Consider the following 15,722-nt stretch of genomic DNA (forward strand, 5'->3'; position numbering starts at 1 on the left):
CAAAAAAAATAGTTATCTTCAATTGTAAAATACATAAGCACAAAAAAATAATATTCCCATTCTCCAAGTTAGAAATACTTCTTATTATAGACTTGATAGCCACGGAGGTGGCTCATAAAGGAGTAGCCCCCCCATTTTGAGAACAGTATCAAGTGACTTTTCTATTTTGATCTGAAATAATAAAAATAAATTTAAACAGATAAATGCTAACAGTGTGGGATAGTATTTGACGACACTATCTAAGACATGATATTTCCCAAGTATGGCATCATATTTGGACGAAGACCAACATCAACCTTTAACTCTCGTTTCGCCCATGAATTGGGCGGTTCTTTCCTTTTTCTGCGCGCTTTTTCTCGCCGTGATTATTTACTCTATTTTCACTTACGTACCAATCAGGGTGAAAGGTGAAGGACTTGTCTTTAATCCTAGTCAAACAACTGCCGTTGGAGCGCCCCTATCAGGAACCGTCACAAGTGTTTTTACGTACTGGGGAGAAAGAGTTGAGAAGGGAACCCCTCTTGTCGAGATCGATCCATCACAAACTGTCATTCGTTCAGAGATCAAGGGTGAGGCATTTTCATTGGACATTGTGGAAGGAGAAAACGTAGAGCGTGGCCAGCCTCTTTTGTGGATTCAAAAGCCTCTTTCCCCAAATCAAGGGCTGCAGGTTTCTGGAATCGTTCCCTCTCTTTCAGCTCAGCAAATCAAAATAGGCATGGATGTTGAGGTCTATCTCACGGGAGCTAATCCAGTTGAATACGGAAGAATAAAAGGAAAGGTGTCCGCACTCATTCCTTTTTGGAAAAAAGAAGGACTGTGGCGTTTTCCCCTTGCTCATCTCATAAACAAATCTCATGAAACAGACTTTTTTAAGTTAGTTGTCATTGATCTCATCAAAGATCCAGACACAGAAAGTGGATACGCATGGACTTCAGATAAAGGTCCTCCTTTTCCCATTCAATTAGGAACTCCTTGTGACTTTAAGATCACTCTGAAAAAAAATAGACTCATTTCTTACCTGTTCAACTTGGGTGATGATGAGTAATTTTCTAAAGAAGTTTGGTCGTTTTTTTTCCATAGGCAACCCTTCTTCCTGGAGAGTGCGCACTCCACTTCTGTTGCAAATGGAAGCCATCGAGTGCGGTGCTGCATCTCTTGGAATTATTTTGGGTTACTACCGCAAATTTCTCCCTCTCCGGGAACTGCGCCATCGTTGCGCGGTATCTCGTGATGGAAGCAGTGTTGCCAACCTCATTGAAGCTGCAAAGTTTTATGGATTAAAAGGCACAGGCATGCGCACAATGCTCTTCCATCTCGAAAAACACAAAAAGCCAGCCATTTTGCTTTGGAGAGGATCTCATTTTGTTGTTCTAGAAGAAATCAAAAAAAATAAAGTCTACATCAACGACCCAGAACATGGTCCGATTGTCTATACAAAAGAGGAATTTCAATCATATTTTAGTGGAATTGCAATCTTTTTTGAGTTCACAGAAAATTTTGAACGGTCTCCGTTTAGACTCGGACTCTTGAGACGGTTCAAAGACGAATGGAGAAATCATTCTTCTACCCATCTTTTTTTACTGATTAGTGGGCTTCTCCTCCTCTTACCAACTTTGGTTGTTCCCATTATTTTACGGATATTTATCAATCACATGCATTATTCAAATGTGATTGAATGGAAAATAGAAAGTCTTGGATTTTTGACTTTTGCCATTGCTCTTGGCGCTGCATTAACTGCGTTCCATAGCTTCTTTCTGAAAAAAATTTCGCACAAAATTTCGGAAAATATTGCCTCAAGACACCTTTTTCAACTGATGAAATTTCCCCTTACATTTTTTGGGCAAAGAGATCCCCGAGAAATGGCGCAGCGAATTGAAGAACTTGGAAAGCTCAGTCAAAGCTATTACGAAGAAGTCATTCCGACATTTATTCAATTGATTCTCTCCCTTTTTTATGCGGCTATCATGTTTACATATAGTCCCCTCGTCTCTTCTGTCACGCTTCTAGGAGCTATCTTAAGCCTCCTTATCATGCAAACCGTTTCTCGTAGCCGACTAGCTCTCTATGATACTTGGGAAAGAGCTCGAAATCAGAGCGAAGAAGCAAGTCTTGAGCAAATGCACTCGATTGATGCGATCAAAGCCGCTGGTTCAGAGCAATTTTTCTTTAAGAAATGGATCAAACATTACACCTACTTATTAAACACCGACCAAACAATTGGTAAAAAAGAGCGGCTTCTTCTCCTGTTTCCATTTTTTATTAAATTTTTCTCGACGGCCTTGCTGATTGGAATTGGAACTCACCAAATTCTCTATGGAAAACTTTCACTCGGAACACTCGCTGCACTTCAAATTTATTTAATTCTCTTTTTAGCTCCTTTAGGCAAGTTTCTTTCCCTGACGGAAAAGATCAATCAGATGAGAAGAAACGTCTGTCGGGTGAACGACTTAACACACACGCCAACCGACAAATTTTTTACTTTGGAACGTGAGAAAAAAAGTCCCATCAACACCTTAGAATTTCAAGATGTGAGCCATAGCTATTACCCTCATGCTCCTCCTCTTTTGAAAAACATCTCTTTTGCTTTAAACGCCTATGAATGCATAGGAATCACAGGTCCGACTCGCTCGGGTAAATCTACCTTAGGAAAACTCGCTGCAGCGCTTTATCACCCCTCGAAAGGAAAAATTCTCTATGGAGGAAACTCTCTTGAAGAAATCGATCCTAAGTTTTTTCGAAAGTCTATCGCATGGATCGGTGATGAAAACATTTTTTTTCTTGGATCCTTGCGCAATAACCTGACTTTTTGGAATCACGACATTACAGAGGAAACATTGCACGAAGTCGGGGAAAAAATTGGCAGCTCTCTCCAACTCGATCGCTGGATCATGGAAGAAGGCAAAAACCTTTCTCGTAGCGAAAAGCAAGAGCTTGATCTCGCTCGCATCTTTTTGAAAAACCCTTCACTTCTCATCATCGATCATGGTCTCTATGCCCTACCACACTCTCAGCAAGAAAAATTGATCGAAGAACTTCGCAAAGTCCAGTGCTCTCTTTTATGCATTACCTATGATAGCTTCCTTCTAGACAAATGCGACAAAGTCCTCCATCTAGATCAAGGAGAACTCGTATGACGACGTCTCAAGAAGAGATTCTTACGGCCTGCAACATTTTAGGAAAACCCCATAAGCTCCATTTTACTGCTCCTCCTCAAGTCGGGGAAACCAAAGAAGAAATTGTCGAACAAATCAGCTCCCATTCCCACATTCCAATGGGAAAAATCTCTTTAAAAAATCAGTGGTGGAAGCAAGGATCGACCCCTCTTCTAGTCTTCGAGAAAAACACCCAAAAACCCTTGGTCCTTCTCCCTACATTTTCTGGCAAATATCGGATTTTCTCCGCAAAAAAGAGGCGGTCTAAACCTCTAGGAAAAAAGGAAGCGGCTCAGATAGAAAACAAAGGATTTTGCTTCTATCCTCTCCTGCCCAAAAAAGTCCCCGGGCTCAAAGAGCTTGTGCTTTCTGTTGTTAAAGAAAAGAAAAAAGAAATGGGGATGATCGCCTTTTTATCCCTGCGTGGCACCCTGCTTGCTTTGCTGCCGCTCTTAGCTGTGCAATGGGTCTTTAACCATGTTCATGACAAAGGAAGCGCCGGACTAGGATGGTCTCTCGCAATCGGTTTAGGCATAGCTGCTTTCGGGGCAGCCATTCTCATCTATTTACGCAATAAAAGACTACTTCGCCTCGATGGTTTTTTTGCGCATCGTATGCAGCCCATGCTGTGGCAACGGATCTTTGAATTTCCAGCTTTCTTTTTCAAAAGAGAAGCCAAACTTTCAATTTTTCAAAAAATCATGGGCCTTGAAACAATACGGCAAGGTGCTTTTCACCTCGCTCCCCAAATTCTATTTTCTAGTTGTTTTTCCCTTCTCTATCTCCTCCTCATGGCAATTTTTTCTCTTCCTCTCACACTGATTTCTGTGCCTTTCCTAGGGTGGGCATTTTGGCATGTCTATCATCTGATTCACACAAAGCACCGAGTCAAAGAAAGAATTCAGAAAAAAGAAGAAGAGTCGAGAGCCTTTCTCAGTGAATCTCTCAGCCGGATGACAAACATCCGTTCATGGGGACAAGAATCTACCATTTATAAGCGGTGGGAAACGCACCTCAAACAAAACCTCTTGAGAAAAAGGATCATTGGAAACACTCAGATATCTCTCACACTGATTTATTGGGCTCTCCCTCTCACTATCCTATGGCTCATCTTGGGAGGAATCACCTTTGACTACGACTCGTCTAGGTGATTTTTTCGCCTTCTATCTCGCTCTCTTAGCCCTTTGTGTGACACTCGACACCCTCACTCACATGCTCCTGCAAATCAACAACTCGATGCGTCTTTTAGAACAATCTGAAAAAATCTTCCACGAAGCTACCCCCTCTCCCCACAAAGTCCACAATCTTAATCTTGGCAAAGAAACGATTCGTTTAGAAAAGGTCTCGTTTCAATATCAAGAATGTTCCACCTCTCTTTTCCAAGATCTTTCCCTAAAGATCGCTCCAAGAGAGAAAGTTGCGATCGTTGGGCCTCCCAGCTGTGGAAAAACGACTTTAATCCGACTTCTTTTAGGGTTGGAACATCCTGATTCCGGTACTGTTTTTTTCGGAGACCACTCTCTAGAAAATCTAGATCTAAAAACAATACGTCAAAGCATAGGAACTGTTTTCGACACAGAGGGAATCTTCGCCGGAACAATTTATGAAAATATCACAATAGGAAAAGTGCTTCCTATGGAGCAAATTGAAAAGGCAAGTGAACTTGCAGGCTTTCAAAAAGATTTAGAGACATATCCCATGGGAATTTCAACACTCCTACCTGAACGAGGAACTTCTATCTCTTCAGGAGAAAGACAACGCCTCCTACTAGCTCGAGCCCTTGCCTCTAACCCTTCCCTTCTTTTGCTTGATCAAGCTTTTTGCCTACTTGATTTCCAATCAAGAGAGCACATCCTCATAAACCTTCAGAAACTTCCCATTACGCAAATCTTCACAACTCAGGATCCAGAGCCCTTCAAAAACATCGTCGATCGAGTGATCTATTTAGACAACGTTGTCACGAGTTAGTCGATCCTAAAGAGGCGTTATCTAGGGCGTGTCCCTAAACTAAAAAAATAAGAGCTCTCTCAGGGCGCGCCTAGAAAATTTCGCACGAACCATTTCATTCTTTAACTCGAGAAGATTTTCAAACCCCGCTTCGGATAGCCATTCTTGATAGGGAATATCAGGACTCCATTGGGTTTCCTTCAGATGGGTTTCGATAAGCTTCTCACCTTGCAATTCTTCATGTTCTGTTTCGTAGTAGCAATCGCTTTTTTTCTTGAGCATATCTTCTTGGCAGACACTTTTGCCCGCCCAAGTCTCATATGTGTTATTCCACTTTAGTTCTTTTAAGAGCGCCGTAATCGGCTTTCTTGGCACCGATTCAACATTCATCGCGCGATGCAATTTTCTCACTTTCGCCCTTTCTTCAATAAAATCTTCAAAGTCTTCTTTTGTGAAATGGTTCTTTTGAAGCCATTCTTCCTGATTTGCAGAAGTCTTAAGTTTTAAACGGAAAAAAAGCCGGGCTTTTTCTTTGTCAATCTCTTCAGGAGACACTTGAATTTTTAACAGGTCCGCAAGGAAGCATGCCATCGATTGATTCAGAGCTTGAAATTGAAGCTCTTGAAATTGTGGATGGTGAAGAGCAACATGGTGCGCAATTTCTTTAGGAGTCACCTCAGATTCTGGATATATTGGTCGCTGATCGCATTCGTAGAGCACGTTAAAAACGTTGCTATGTGGATAGGGCTTTTTCTCAGGAAGATCTTCCTGAGTCAAAGACTTTACCTGCTGCAAAAGAAGACGCGCATCGTCTTTTTTCTGATCCACATAGTGATCTCTGAGAACAGAAGAAACTTTGCTTATCGTTCCTTCATCGATTCCTCGTTTCTTTGCTTCCGCGCAAATTCTCAAAGCATCCACCTCTGAATAGTGAATCGACTTGGTGATTTCTAAAAACTGCGCAGCAACATCCTCGGAAAGTTTCCCCTCATTTGCAGCTCTTTTTAGAGTGAAACGGACATTAATGATCGGAAGAGAAAGGGCAAGATACCCCTCTTCTGCAGGTCCATGAATTAAGGCAACCTCGTCATCATCGTTGATTTCCCAACTTTGGTACAGCTTAAAGATTTCACCGACTCCTATCGTTCCCATCGGAGCTGTTTCAGCAGCTCGCAGAGCGCCCATACTACTTGCCCCTAGAACAATAGTGCCAGAGCTTAGAGCATAAAGAATCTCCTTATGCCATACAGAAAGGGACTGAGAAAAAAAACCATCGATCAGGCCGATAACCTTCGGTTGAAATCGATTTGTGACACTCAAAATATCCCCCTGCTTAGCAGGAGGAAAGTAGCGCGCTTCGAGAATCCCCTGAGCTTCCTCAAGGGAGAGAGAAGGTCCAAGAAAAATGATGATTTCATCTGGTTTAAAGTTCATTAGATCCCTCCTGCAGGAAGATGTAAGCTTTGTTTAAGAGAAAGAAGGTCTTCACTAGCAGAAGACTTTTGTTTCTCGGCAAAGGTCTTTGCGCGGTGGGCCGAAACAACATGTGAAAAATACCCGTCTAACCCAGGAGCCATCACTCGAAGGACTGAAACGCCAAGCTCTTCTTGACTTAAGTCGAAAACAATCAGTTGTGAAACTTCGACCTTTTTGATTTTTTTCATCAGTAGAGAAACATCTTCTTCAAGAGTCGAGGTGGCTTCTGAGTCTAATTGAGAAACATCGACTGTCGCCGGCTGATTTTCTAGTGCATTGATGGTCTGCACCGAATCAGATTGTTTCAATTGTGAGAAAAACATGTCATCTCTTGAGCCCGCAATTCCAATGGTACTTCCTTGAACGGCTTCCGTAATGGCGCGGATCATCGCAACTTCGGGATCGAGATGAGCACCATATCCTTGAGATAAACGTGTATGACGCATCGCTTGGTCGTAAATTGTCGCCATAAAAACTGGCACAGCAGTATCTAGACTGCAATCATAAAGGAGGACCTGAAATTTTGCTCTTTTCAGTTGCTGAATCGCCTGTTGAACTTTTGGAAAACGGATCGTCTCCAGCCTCACCCTTGGAAGGGGAACTTTGACAGTCTCAAAAGCGAACATGCGACATGTGATCGCGTCACGCTCAATGAGTTCATAGATCCCTGATGCAAGAGCTTCTAAAAAGTGATTTCCCGAAGCTAAACCATTCGAGGTCATTTCAAAAGAGTGGAGCTCAGAAGGCTCTTGTCTGTCAAGTTTGTAATTATGGATCACACTAAACAACGGTGCGGCAACTTCTTCTTGATTAAAGAGGTCCCACCCAAGGGCCCATCTCTCAGGCCAGTCCGGATGGAACAGAGATTTTTTCCTAAGTGGGAGTTTGTCGATTGGGATCGTTTTCACTCTTTTAGAAAGCTCATCTGTTCGTCACCCAGGACGGATGGGTGTGTTCAATTTGAAACCGGTCGATCATCTTACACACATCTTCTGAGCGGTACCAGTCTTCACCTGTGACCCAACGATTTGTTGTAAAAAGCTTAATCGGATACCCCTCATCATCCATGGAAATTGCAATCAAATGGGAAAATGTGTCTGTATCACTCATGGTATCATTTCTCCCATCATAATACTTCGGCAAGACTCCTATAGGCATTCCTCCCTGCCTTAAGAAAAGATGAAAGTGCCCATGCTCTTCCTTTCGATGAGAATGGTAATAATACTGAGCAAAGGTTTCATTGTCATAAGCATCATGCTTTGGATAATGCTCCATCCCTAAAAACATTCCCTGCCCTTTCAGCAATTCATGGACGACATGAGAACCTGCTTTTTCTAGGACCCTATTCCACTCAAGAATCTCCCGTCCCGCCAAATACATCTTCAAGAGTCGCTCATCTGAATGCCGTTTCATAGAAATTTGCGATTTTCAATCTAATTAGATACAATCATAATTAGGAGTGTCGATTAAGAGAAATAAAAAATTTAATGACCAAGCCCAAACCGCGCAAAACTGCCTCACCCCACCATCCAGTCATTCAAGGAACCATTCATATTCATTCGAAAGGTTTTGGGTTTGTGACCCCAAGCGATCCTGAAAATTTTCCTGAAGATGTTTTCATTCCTAAGCACCTAAAAAAAAATGCCATTGATGGAGACCTTGTCGAAATCGCCATTAACTCAGATAAAAAAAGCGAAAAAGGACCAGAAGGATACGTTCTATCTATCACAAAAAGGGCCAAAGAACAGCTTGTTGGGATTGTCTGGATCATCAACCCCAAGGGTAACTACGTCCTCTATGTTCAGTCTTTGGGAGAAGCAAAATCCGCGTTTGTTCATAAAAAGAATGGCATCTCCTACAAAATAGGAGACCGCCTCCTTTTAAACGTTCTCGACTGGGGAGATGAAAATGCTCTTGTTCTTTGCGAAGTCACTGAAAAGATCGGCACCATCTATGATACAGAATCCGACATTCCCGCAGCCGTCAAAGACTTTGGCATCCGCTCCGAGTTTCCAAAACCGCTTCTCCAGCTCGTCAAAAAACTTCCAAAAAAAGTTCCTAAAGAAGACCTCAAAGGGCGACTCGATCTCACAACCCTCGAAACCTTTACAATTGATCCCACCACTGCGAAAGATTTTGACGATGCCCTTTCTCTCTCCAAAGATGAAAAAGGATATCACCTTGCCATCCACATTGCCGACGTTTCCCACTATGTGAAAGAAGGAAGCCCTCTTGACGAAGAAGCTAAACTTCGATCAAATTCGACCTATTTTCCCGGTGAATGTATTCCCATGCTTCCCGAAGCTTTATCCAACCACCTTTGCAGCCTTAAAGAAAAAGAACTCCGCTTGACCATCTCTGTTCTCGTCGATTTTGACCTAGAAGGAAACCAACTTCGTTCCAAAATAGAAAAAGCCTATATCTACAGCCAAAAACGGTTCACCTATGAAGAAGCAAAAGAAGTTTTAGACGGCAAACGTAAAAGCCCCTATTTGCCAACTCTGCAACTCATGGAAGAGCTGTGCCTGCTCCTCAAGAAAAAGCGCTCTGAACGAGGATCTGTCGACTTAGCCCTTCCCGAAGTGGTCATTCAAGTTGATAAAAAAGGGAAACCGTACGGCTACGAAGTTGTCGAATACGACATCACCCACCAACTCGTTGAGGAATTCATGTTAAAGGCCAACGAAATCGTGGCTGAATATTTTGTGAAACGCAGTGAATCTGCCGTCTTTCGCATTCACGAAGTTCCCTCTCAAGAAAACCTCGAAGAATTTTACGCACTTGCCCGCTCACTAGGCTTTCCCCTCAAAGCAAAGCCCACCCAAGAAGATGTCCAAAAACTCTTCACCCTTGCAAAACAAACGCCGCACATTCAGCGTCTTTCCGTTGCCTTCATTCGGAGCATGAAACTCGCTGTCTATTCCCATCAAAATGTTGGTCACTACGGTTTAGCTCTCGAGAACTACTGCCACTTCACAAGTCCCATCAGACGCTATAGCGACCTCGTTATCCATCGCCTCCTCTTTGACAAGACTCCTCCTCCAAATCTTGAAGAAATTTCCCGTACTTGCTCTGAGAGAGAACGTACCTCTTTCAAAGCAGAAGTCAGTGTTGTCCTCATGAAAAAATTGCGCTTGCTTGCTGCTTACCAAAAAGAAGACCCGAGTCGCATTTACAAAGGGGTGCTTAGTAAAATCAAACCCTTTGGATTTTTCTTTGAAGTCGAACCCCTCCAACTCGAAGGGTTCATTCATCTTTCCGATCTTCGCGATGATTACTATGAATTCAATCAAAAAGTTCAAGCTCTCATAGGACAAAATACTGGCAAATCATTTAAAATGGGTGACCCGTTAGAAATCGTATTATCTGAAATCGATTTGATCACCTTGGAATGTAAATGGATTCTTTTGCAAGACGCCTCGAAACAGCCAAAGTCCAAAAACAAGAAGTTCTACCGCAAACGTACTTCCAAAAAGAAGACGTCACGCAAATCGCGCAAGAAATCTTAGGAAAGTTTCTCTTTACGGAGTTTCAGGGCACCCTCACAGGAGGGGTCATCACTGAAACCGAAGCCTACAAAGGAGCAGAAGACAAAGCCTGCCATGCCTATCAAAACCGGCGAACTAAACGTACAGAAGTCATGTTTGGAGCAGGAGGAACCGCCTATGTCTACCTCTGCTATGGCATGCACCATCTCTTCAATATTGTCACCCACTCAGAGGGAACTCCCCACGCAATTCTCATCCGAGCCATCTTTCCCACACATGGAATAGAAAAAATGCTTAAGCGAAGAAAAAAAAACAATCTCGACAAGACGTTGACAGCGGGACCAGGCTCTCTCTCTCAAGCATTAGGAATCCAAACAAAGCATTCGGGAACCTCTCTTACAGGGCCAACGATTTGGCTTGAAGACCGAGGACTCCTCATCGAAAAAAAAGATATCCTATCTTCTCCACGTATTGGAATTGACTATGCAGAAGAACACGCCCTCCTCCCTTGGCGGTTCCACTTGCCAAATAACATTTTTTTCCCATAAGATCAGAGGATTACGGAGAATATCAATATGAAAAAATACTTCATTACTGGTTTGGTGATTTTACTTCCCCTTGCTGTCACCATCGCCATCGTTGTCTTTATTGTTAATTTTCTGACAAAACCCTTTATTGGTCTTGTTGTCAGTTTTCTGAAAGAGTTCGATATCCTGAACAAAGGATTTCTCTTCCTCTCTCCAGAACAAGTCGTTTTGTACGGAAGTAAATTTCTGATTCTCATTTGTCTCTTTCTCTTCACACTCCTTTTGGGAATGATCGCCCGTTGGTTTTTCTTCAAAGCCTTGCTGAATTTGAGTGATAAAGTCCTTCACCGTATCCCCCTCATCAACAAGGTCTACAAAACCACGCAAGAAATCATCAAAACGATTTTCGTCACTGATAAAAGCTCATTCAAGCAAGTCGTGATGGTGCCCTTTCCCAAAGATGGAACCTATGTGATGGGGCTCGTTTCCCGTGACTCTCCAGAAATCTGCTCAGAAAAAGCAAAAGCTCCGATGGTTTCGGTTCTTGTCCCCACAACACCCAACCCGACAACTGGCTTTCTTCTCATGTATAAAAAAGAAGATCTTATTTACCTCGACTTAAAACCCGAAGCCGCCATCAAATATATCGTTTCGTGCGGAGTCATTACACCTGAATATCCAGTCCCCGTACCAAACGACACTAAGGCTACATGAAGAAAACTTTTATCGCAGGGCTCGCTACCCTTCTTCCCATTACCATCACCGTTGTCGTTGTCGTGTTTGTGATCGACCTTCTAACTGCCCCCTTCACAGGGCTTGTTGAAGAAATGATTACCTATTATGGAGGGCAAATAGCAGAAGAGCATCATTACCTTCTCGTTGTTGTCAGCAGGCTCATTGTCCTCTTTCTCTTTGTGATACTCATCCTCATTCTTGGTGTCTTAGGACGCCGCATCTTCTTTTCTTGGGTTTTAAAACTGACAAACCGCCTGCTCACAAAAATTCCTATCGTCAAAACCATCTACCGAATTTCGCGTGACATCACGAAAAACGTCTTTTCAGAAGAAAAGAAAAAGCTCTTCAAAGGAACAGCCCTCGTCCCCTTTCCACATCAAAAAACTCATGCTCTTGGGCTCCTCTCCGGTGACCCTCCCAAAGAAGTGACAGATAACAAAGATCCACGTGTTCAAGACACCACCCTTCAATCGATTTTCGTCCCAACCGCCCCTCACCCTATTTCGGGATTTCTTCTCATGTATTCTGATAAAGAAGTGAAAACAGTGGATATTGAGACAGAAGATCTGTTTAAATTTCTTCTCTCATGTGGAATCTTTCAGCCAGGCCAAAAAAATGACGAATCCGAAGACACCTAATAAAACGAATCGGGTCACATTCTTCCAAGTCACAAGTGACCAAATGAAGCGGACCCGAATCGTCAGCGTGGCACATGAATACTTTGAAAAAAAACAGCCTCTCCTTTTTAAACTGCCACACAAAAAGGCCTTAGAATACCTCGATCTCCTTCTATGGCGTATGCCTCAAGATAGCTTTCTTCCTCACGTTATTAAAGACACCCCCTGTGAGGACCTGATTGTTCTCACTTCGTCTGAAGAAAATCCCAATGAGGCCCGCAGCATTTTTAACCTTACAGGGGAGCCAATCTTAAATCCTCACTTCACGACAATCTATACCTTTGAAGATCTAAGTTCGACTGAGAAAAACACCATCGCTCAGAAGCATTACCATGCCTACAAAACCCATGGTTATAAAATCATCTCGCTTTAAGCCACTCCAGGGTTTAAAAGGCAAAACCATAGGTGAAGCTTATGGACGAAAAGTTCTTAAACCCTTTTTTCGTCTTTGCTCCAACACCAACCGCCACTTGCATAAAGCGCCGGCTACCAGTGTTTGTGACAAACTCCTTTCCTATCAAAAATCCCGGAGCCACATAACCAAATTTTCCATGGTGTTTTCTCATAAATCCTCCTGCTTTGAGCCCCACACCTAAATAGGTTTGAGAATCTAAATCGGGTTTGGGATAGTAGAGATAACTGGCGAAGCCATGAAACTCCGTTACAACAATGAGCGGCGTCATCCCCACTCCATATTCAAATCCATGGTGTCCTACCTGTTCTCTATGTCCAATTTTGACAGATAGAACTGTGGGAAGACCTGCCCCAAATGCTGAATAGTTATAGCTGTTTGTCACTTGTTCTTCTCCGTAGAGTCCAGCTGTGGCAGAGCCCAGTAGTAATGCGATAATCATTTTCTTTAAAATCTTCATAATCAGTTCCTTGTTCGATTTGAACGTTGTTCATTTTTAGTTAAAAAAAATTTACTGGATGAAACCACGTAAACAGTGGTCTATATAAGAGGTTACAAAAGCCTCCGTTGCTGATTCATTCAAAGCCTCCATCTTTCTGTTGATTAGAATAGAAGTCATCCCATGCATTGCCGCCCAAAAGAAATTGACAAGCTGATTCGCTTCACCTTCTGAGAGTCCAAACTTCTTTTGAACCGCTGCCTCGATCACATAGAGCCCATTTTGAGCTTTTTCTTTGTACCAATCGGGCATGGGTTCAATAGGAACGCTTTCAAAAAGCGAACGCCAAAGTTTTGGGTGGCGCAAACCAAATGAGATATAAACCTTTCCCATCTTTTGGAAAACATTGTGAATGTCGCTTCCCACTTCAATTTCTTTTCGCATTTCTTGGTGCAAAGCGCCATACATTTGATCCAAACTTCGCACATTGAGCCGCAGGATGATTTCATTTAAGTTTTCATAAAGGTTGTAAACGGTCCCAACAGAACAGTCACTTAACTTTGCCAAATCTCTCATCCGAAGTGCCTCTCGCCCATTTTGGTTGAGGATTGCCCATCCGTTTTCGAGAATGTCTTTTTTTAAGCCAGCGTCTTTGACCATTTTTTGAACCTTGTTCATTTTTTCGACAACGTTAACTTTTCCCCAAATTTTTTGTCAACTTCTGGATAAAAAGCCTGTCTTAAGGGTATACGTATAAAGATGAAAACACTTTTTTGGTTTAAACAAGACCTTAGACTTAGTGACAACCAAGGGTTATGTGAAGCAGTAAAGGCTGGATCCGTCTTGCCGATCTATATCCATGACCCTGGACATCCCTCTCTAGGAGCGGCTAATCGCATTTGGCTTCACCATTCGCTAAAATCATTAAATCTGTCGCTAAAGGGTAAGTTGGCAATCTTTAAAGGCTCTCCTCTCGAACTCATCAAGCAATTGGTCAAACAACATAACATCCAAAGAGTCTACTGGAATCAAGGTTATGAGCCATGGCAAATTTCCCAAGAAAAAGAACTCAAAGCTCAGATAGAAAAAGAGGTTGAAGTCCAGGTATGTAGTAGCTTCCTCCTCTGGGAACCCGGCGAAATCTTGAAGTCCGATGGAACCCCGTTTAAAGTCTTTAGCCCTTACTACAAAAGAGGGTGTTTACTAGCTGACCCACCAAAAGCGCCCATCGCACCGCCCTCGAAACTAGACTTGATTTCAGTTAAAGATGATGGCCTAGATTTCTTAAACCTCTTGCCTAAAGTTCGCTGGGATCGAAATGTTTTAAAGCACTGGAAAATCGGCGAAAAACCTGCGTGGGAAAAATTCCAGACATTCTTGAGCAAAGGCCTTCGATACTATAAAGAGGGGCGGGACTTTCCTGCTCAAAATGCCGTTTCTCGCCTTTCCCCTCATCTTCACTTCGGAGAAATTTCGCCTCACCAAATCTGGTCCGTCGTCAATTCTCTAAAACAAGACCACAATACCTGCTCTTTTTTAAGTGAATTGGGTTGGCGCGAATTTTCTTACTATCTGCTTTACCACTTTCCTACACTGCCAACACAAAACTTCCAGTCTAAGTTTGATCATTTTCCATGGAAGTGGGACAGTCCACATCTAAAACAGTGGCAAACTGGAACAACTGGTTTTCCGATTGTCGACGCAGGCATGCGCGAACTTTGGCAAACCGGATATATGCACAACCGTGTTCGAATGATCGTGGCTTCTTTTCTAGTGAAAAACCTTCTCTTGCACTGGCAAATAGGCTTAGAGTGGTTTGAGAATCACCTTTTAGATGCTGACCTTGCAAGCAATAGTGCCAGCTGGCAATGGGTAGCAGGTTCAGGAGCAGATGCCGCTCCGTATTTTCGAATTTTTAACCCCATCACCCAAGGTGAAAAGTTCGACCCTGAAGGTGAATACACTCGGCACTATGTTCCAGAGCTTAAAAAACTCCCTAACAAGTACCTATTTTGCCCTTGGGATGCAACGAAAGATGTTTTGACGCAGGCTGGAATTGAGCTTGGAAAAACTTATCCCAAGCCTATTATCGATCTCAAACAATCCCGGGAAGAAGCTCTCCAAGCTTTTGATCAAATCAAAGGTTAGTTACTTTTTCCACCGCTTGCGGATCGCGTTCCAACCAACTGCTTGGTAAACTGCTGCAATTCCAACGATCACATAAATCACGCGGTCGATGTAATATCCACCAAAAATAAAATCGACTAAGTTAAAGTCAAAAAGGCCGACAAGCCCCCAGTTTAATCCTCCTATCACCAATAAAATTGCGACGAGAACATCAAGTTTTTTCATGGTCTTCTCCTTTATAGAGATTTTCAAAACATATATTCATATTTTAAAAAACGACAGTTAATTTAAAGGAAATATTTTACTGGTAGCGCTCATAGCTTCACTTCGGGGTTGAATCTTTCTGACAAAGTCTGTATAGTATTTACTTACTAAACATGGAGTATTTCATGACCAGAGTGAGTAAAAAAGATCGCTTGAAAAGATGCCCGAGAAAACCGAGATATGGATCGACAAAAACGGGCCCAAAAAAAGATAATTTACCTAAGGGTTTTAAAGAGCACGCGAATGTCTTTAGTGGCGAAGTTGCTCATGGAACCTTCATTCCAAAGATTAAATAATTGAGGCAATAGCAAAAGATGTCGAGACATCCTAGTTACGGAAAATCGAATAAAGGTGGCAAAAAGCAAAACGTTCTAAAACGTTTCCAACGCGTTGATATGCTTCGCAAGTTAGGACGTTGGAAAGATGGAGAGAACAAAAGGGTCACAGGTCTTCCTAAGACACCTGTTAAATAGCA

The 15,722-nt window shown here is 42.6% G+C and carries 17 protein-coding genes; 11 read left to right on the forward strand and 6 right to left on the reverse strand.

Going from position 1 to position 15,722, the window contains the following annotated elements:
- Positions 1 to 262 precede the first annotated feature (262 nt).
- Genes ACOOFG_RS07560 through ACOOFG_RS07575 form a run of 4 tightly spaced genes read left to right on the forward strand, consistent with a single transcriptional unit; the run spans position 263 to position 5,123 of the window.
- Positions 263 to 1,048, forward strand: coding sequence for an HlyD family efflux transporter periplasmic adaptor subunit (locus ACOOFG_RS07560; protein ID WP_420420870.1), 786 nt, complete (start codon positions 263 to 265; stop codon positions 1,046 to 1,048).
- Positions 1,041 to 3,137, forward strand: a complete 2,097-nt coding sequence (locus tag ACOOFG_RS07565) for a peptidase domain-containing ABC transporter (RefSeq protein ID WP_420420871.1) — start codon at positions 1,041 to 1,043, stop codon at positions 3,135 to 3,137. The genes ACOOFG_RS07560 and ACOOFG_RS07565 overlap by 8 nt, the downstream gene beginning before the upstream one ends.
- Complete coding sequence (locus ACOOFG_RS07570) at positions 3,134 to 4,306, forward strand: ABC transporter transmembrane domain-containing protein (protein ID WP_420420872.1); 1,173 nt, start codon at positions 3,134 to 3,136, stop codon at positions 4,304 to 4,306. The genes ACOOFG_RS07565 and ACOOFG_RS07570 overlap by 4 nt, the downstream gene beginning before the upstream one ends.
- The gene (locus tag ACOOFG_RS07575; RefSeq protein ID WP_420420873.1) at positions 4,284 to 5,123 is read left to right on the forward strand and encodes an ATP-binding cassette domain-containing protein; all 840 of its coding nucleotides are present in this window, start codon (positions 4,284 to 4,286) and stop codon (positions 5,121 to 5,123) included. Before ACOOFG_RS07570 ends, ACOOFG_RS07575 begins: the two co-directional genes overlap by 23 nt.
- A 39-nt stretch (positions 5,124 to 5,162) precedes the next feature.
- On the opposite strand, the gene ACOOFG_RS07580 is transcribed toward ACOOFG_RS07575, so the two are convergent.
- The 3 genes from ACOOFG_RS07580 to ACOOFG_RS07590 are packed head-to-tail and all read right to left on the reverse strand — an operon-like array spanning position 5,163 to position 7,991.
- Complete coding sequence (locus ACOOFG_RS07580) at positions 5,163 to 6,536, reverse strand: TfuA-like protein (RefSeq protein ID WP_420420874.1); 1,374 nt, start codon at positions 6,534 to 6,536, stop codon at positions 5,163 to 5,165.
- Positions 6,536 to 7,486 carry a YcaO-like family protein gene (locus ACOOFG_RS07585; RefSeq protein WP_420420875.1) on the reverse strand — a complete coding sequence of 317 codons (951 nt, stop codon included), beginning with the start codon at positions 7,484 to 7,486 and terminating at the stop codon, positions 6,536 to 6,538. Before ACOOFG_RS07585 ends, ACOOFG_RS07580 begins: the two co-directional genes overlap by 1 nt.
- A 13-nt stretch (positions 7,487 to 7,499) precedes the next feature.
- Positions 7,500 to 7,991 (reverse strand): DUF6969 family protein, encoded by a 492-nt coding sequence (locus ACOOFG_RS07590; RefSeq protein ID WP_420420876.1) that lies wholly within the window; start codon positions 7,989 to 7,991, stop codon positions 7,500 to 7,502.
- Between the two features lie 74 nt (positions 7,992 to 8,065).
- Between ACOOFG_RS07590 and ACOOFG_RS07595 the strand changes: the two genes are divergently transcribed.
- The 5 genes from ACOOFG_RS07595 to ACOOFG_RS07615 are packed head-to-tail and all read left to right on the forward strand — an operon-like array spanning position 8,066 to position 12,378.
- Complete coding sequence (locus ACOOFG_RS07595; protein WP_420420877.1) at positions 8,066 to 10,087, forward strand: ribonuclease R family protein; 2,022 nt, start codon at positions 8,066 to 8,068, stop codon at positions 10,085 to 10,087.
- On the forward strand, positions 9,976 to 10,614 hold the full coding sequence (locus ACOOFG_RS07600) for a DNA-3-methyladenine glycosylase (protein ID WP_420420878.1): 639 nt from the start codon (positions 9,976 to 9,978) through the stop codon (positions 10,612 to 10,614). The genes ACOOFG_RS07595 and ACOOFG_RS07600 overlap by 112 nt, the downstream gene beginning before the upstream one ends.
- 27 nt (positions 10,615 to 10,641) lie before the next feature.
- A complete protein-coding gene (locus ACOOFG_RS07605; RefSeq protein WP_420420879.1) occupies positions 10,642 to 11,307 on the forward strand; it encodes a DUF502 domain-containing protein in 666 nt (221 codons plus the stop codon).
- The gene (locus ACOOFG_RS07610) at positions 11,304 to 11,966 is read left to right on the forward strand and encodes a DUF502 domain-containing protein (protein ID WP_420420880.1); all 663 of its coding nucleotides are present in this window, start codon (positions 11,304 to 11,306) and stop codon (positions 11,964 to 11,966) included. The genes ACOOFG_RS07605 and ACOOFG_RS07610 overlap by 4 nt, the downstream gene beginning before the upstream one ends.
- Positions 11,944 to 12,378 (forward strand): DNA polymerase III subunit chi, encoded by a 435-nt coding sequence (locus ACOOFG_RS07615; RefSeq protein ID WP_420420881.1) that lies wholly within the window; start codon positions 11,944 to 11,946, stop codon positions 12,376 to 12,378. The genes ACOOFG_RS07610 and ACOOFG_RS07615 overlap by 23 nt, the downstream gene beginning before the upstream one ends.
- 13 nt (positions 12,379 to 12,391) lie before the next feature.
- On the opposite strand, the gene ACOOFG_RS07620 is transcribed toward ACOOFG_RS07615, so the two are convergent.
- Both ACOOFG_RS07620 and ACOOFG_RS07625 read right to left on the reverse strand, forming a co-directional pair.
- On the reverse strand, positions 12,392 to 12,877 hold the full coding sequence (locus ACOOFG_RS07620; protein WP_420420882.1) for a hypothetical protein: 486 nt from the start codon (positions 12,875 to 12,877) through the stop codon (positions 12,392 to 12,394).
- A 51-nt stretch (positions 12,878 to 12,928) separates the two neighbouring features.
- Positions 12,929 to 13,534 (reverse strand): TetR/AcrR family transcriptional regulator, encoded by a 606-nt coding sequence (locus ACOOFG_RS07625; RefSeq protein WP_420420883.1) that lies wholly within the window; start codon positions 13,532 to 13,534, stop codon positions 12,929 to 12,931.
- 81 nt (positions 13,535 to 13,615) lie between these two features.
- Between ACOOFG_RS07625 and ACOOFG_RS07630 the strand changes: the two genes are divergently transcribed.
- Positions 13,616 to 15,004 (forward strand): cryptochrome/photolyase family protein, encoded by a 1,389-nt coding sequence (locus tag ACOOFG_RS07630; protein ID WP_420420884.1) that lies wholly within the window; start codon positions 13,616 to 13,618, stop codon positions 15,002 to 15,004.
- Here ACOOFG_RS07630 and ACOOFG_RS07635 read toward each other — a convergent pair whose 3' ends face one another.
- The gene (locus ACOOFG_RS07635) at positions 15,005 to 15,208 is read right to left on the reverse strand and encodes a DUF378 domain-containing protein (RefSeq protein WP_420420885.1); all 204 of its coding nucleotides are present in this window, start codon (positions 15,206 to 15,208) and stop codon (positions 15,005 to 15,007) included.
- A 353-nt stretch (positions 15,209 to 15,561) separates the two neighbouring features.
- Between ACOOFG_RS07635 and ACOOFG_RS07640 the strand changes: the two genes are divergently transcribed.
- Entirely contained in the window at positions 15,562 to 15,720 is a 159-nt protein-coding gene (locus tag ACOOFG_RS07640) for a small basic protein (protein WP_420420886.1), read from the forward strand.
- The last annotated feature ends 2 nt before the right edge of the window (positions 15,721 to 15,722 follow it).

It is taken from the genome of Simkania sp., assembly GCF_965215465.1.
In the GTDB taxonomy this organism is placed as follows: Bacteria; Chlamydiota; Chlamydiia; order Chlamydiales; family Simkaniaceae; genus Simkania.

Coding starts and splice junctions, on each gene's coding strand:
- ACOOFG_RS07560 (WP_420420870.1), top strand. CDS start 263: ATGGCATCATATTTGGACGAAGACCAACATCAACCTTTAACTCTCGTT.
- ACOOFG_RS07565 (WP_420420871.1), top strand. CDS start 1,041: ATGAGTAATTTTCTAAAGAAGTTTGGTCGTTTTTTTTCCATAGGCAAC.
- ACOOFG_RS07570 (WP_420420872.1), top strand. CDS start 3,134: ATGACGACGTCTCAAGAAGAGATTCTTACGGCCTGCAACATTTTAGGA.
- ACOOFG_RS07580 (WP_420420874.1), bottom strand. CDS start 6,536: ATGAACTTTAAACCAGATGAAATCATCATTTTTCTTGGACCTTCTCTC.
- ACOOFG_RS07590 (WP_420420876.1), bottom strand. CDS start 7,991: ATGAAACGGCATTCAGATGAGCGACTCTTGAAGATGTATTTGGCGGGA.
- ACOOFG_RS07595 (WP_420420877.1), top strand. CDS start 8,066: ATGACCAAGCCCAAACCGCGCAAAACTGCCTCACCCCACCATCCAGTC.
- ACOOFG_RS07600 (WP_420420878.1), top strand. CDS start 9,976: ATGGATTCTTTTGCAAGACGCCTCGAAACAGCCAAAGTCCAAAAACAA.
- ACOOFG_RS07605 (WP_420420879.1), top strand. CDS start 10,642: ATGAAAAAATACTTCATTACTGGTTTGGTGATTTTACTTCCCCTTGCT.
- ACOOFG_RS07610 (WP_420420880.1), top strand. CDS start 11,304: ATGAAGAAAACTTTTATCGCAGGGCTCGCTACCCTTCTTCCCATTACC.
- ACOOFG_RS07615 (WP_420420881.1), top strand. CDS start 11,944: ATGACGAATCCGAAGACACCTAATAAAACGAATCGGGTCACATTCTTC.
- ACOOFG_RS07620 (WP_420420882.1), bottom strand. CDS start 12,877: ATGAAGATTTTAAAGAAAATGATTATCGCATTACTACTGGGCTCTGCC.
- ACOOFG_RS07625 (WP_420420883.1), bottom strand. CDS start 13,534: ATGAACAAGGTTCAAAAAATGGTCAAAGACGCTGGCTTAAAAAAAGAC.
- ACOOFG_RS07630 (WP_420420884.1), top strand. CDS start 13,616: ATGAAAACACTTTTTTGGTTTAAACAAGACCTTAGACTTAGTGACAAC.
- ACOOFG_RS07635 (WP_420420885.1), bottom strand. CDS start 15,208: ATGAAAAAACTTGATGTTCTCGTCGCAATTTTATTGGTGATAGGAGGA.
- ACOOFG_RS07640 (WP_420420886.1), top strand. CDS start 15,562: ATGTCGAGACATCCTAGTTACGGAAAATCGAATAAAGGTGGCAAAAAG.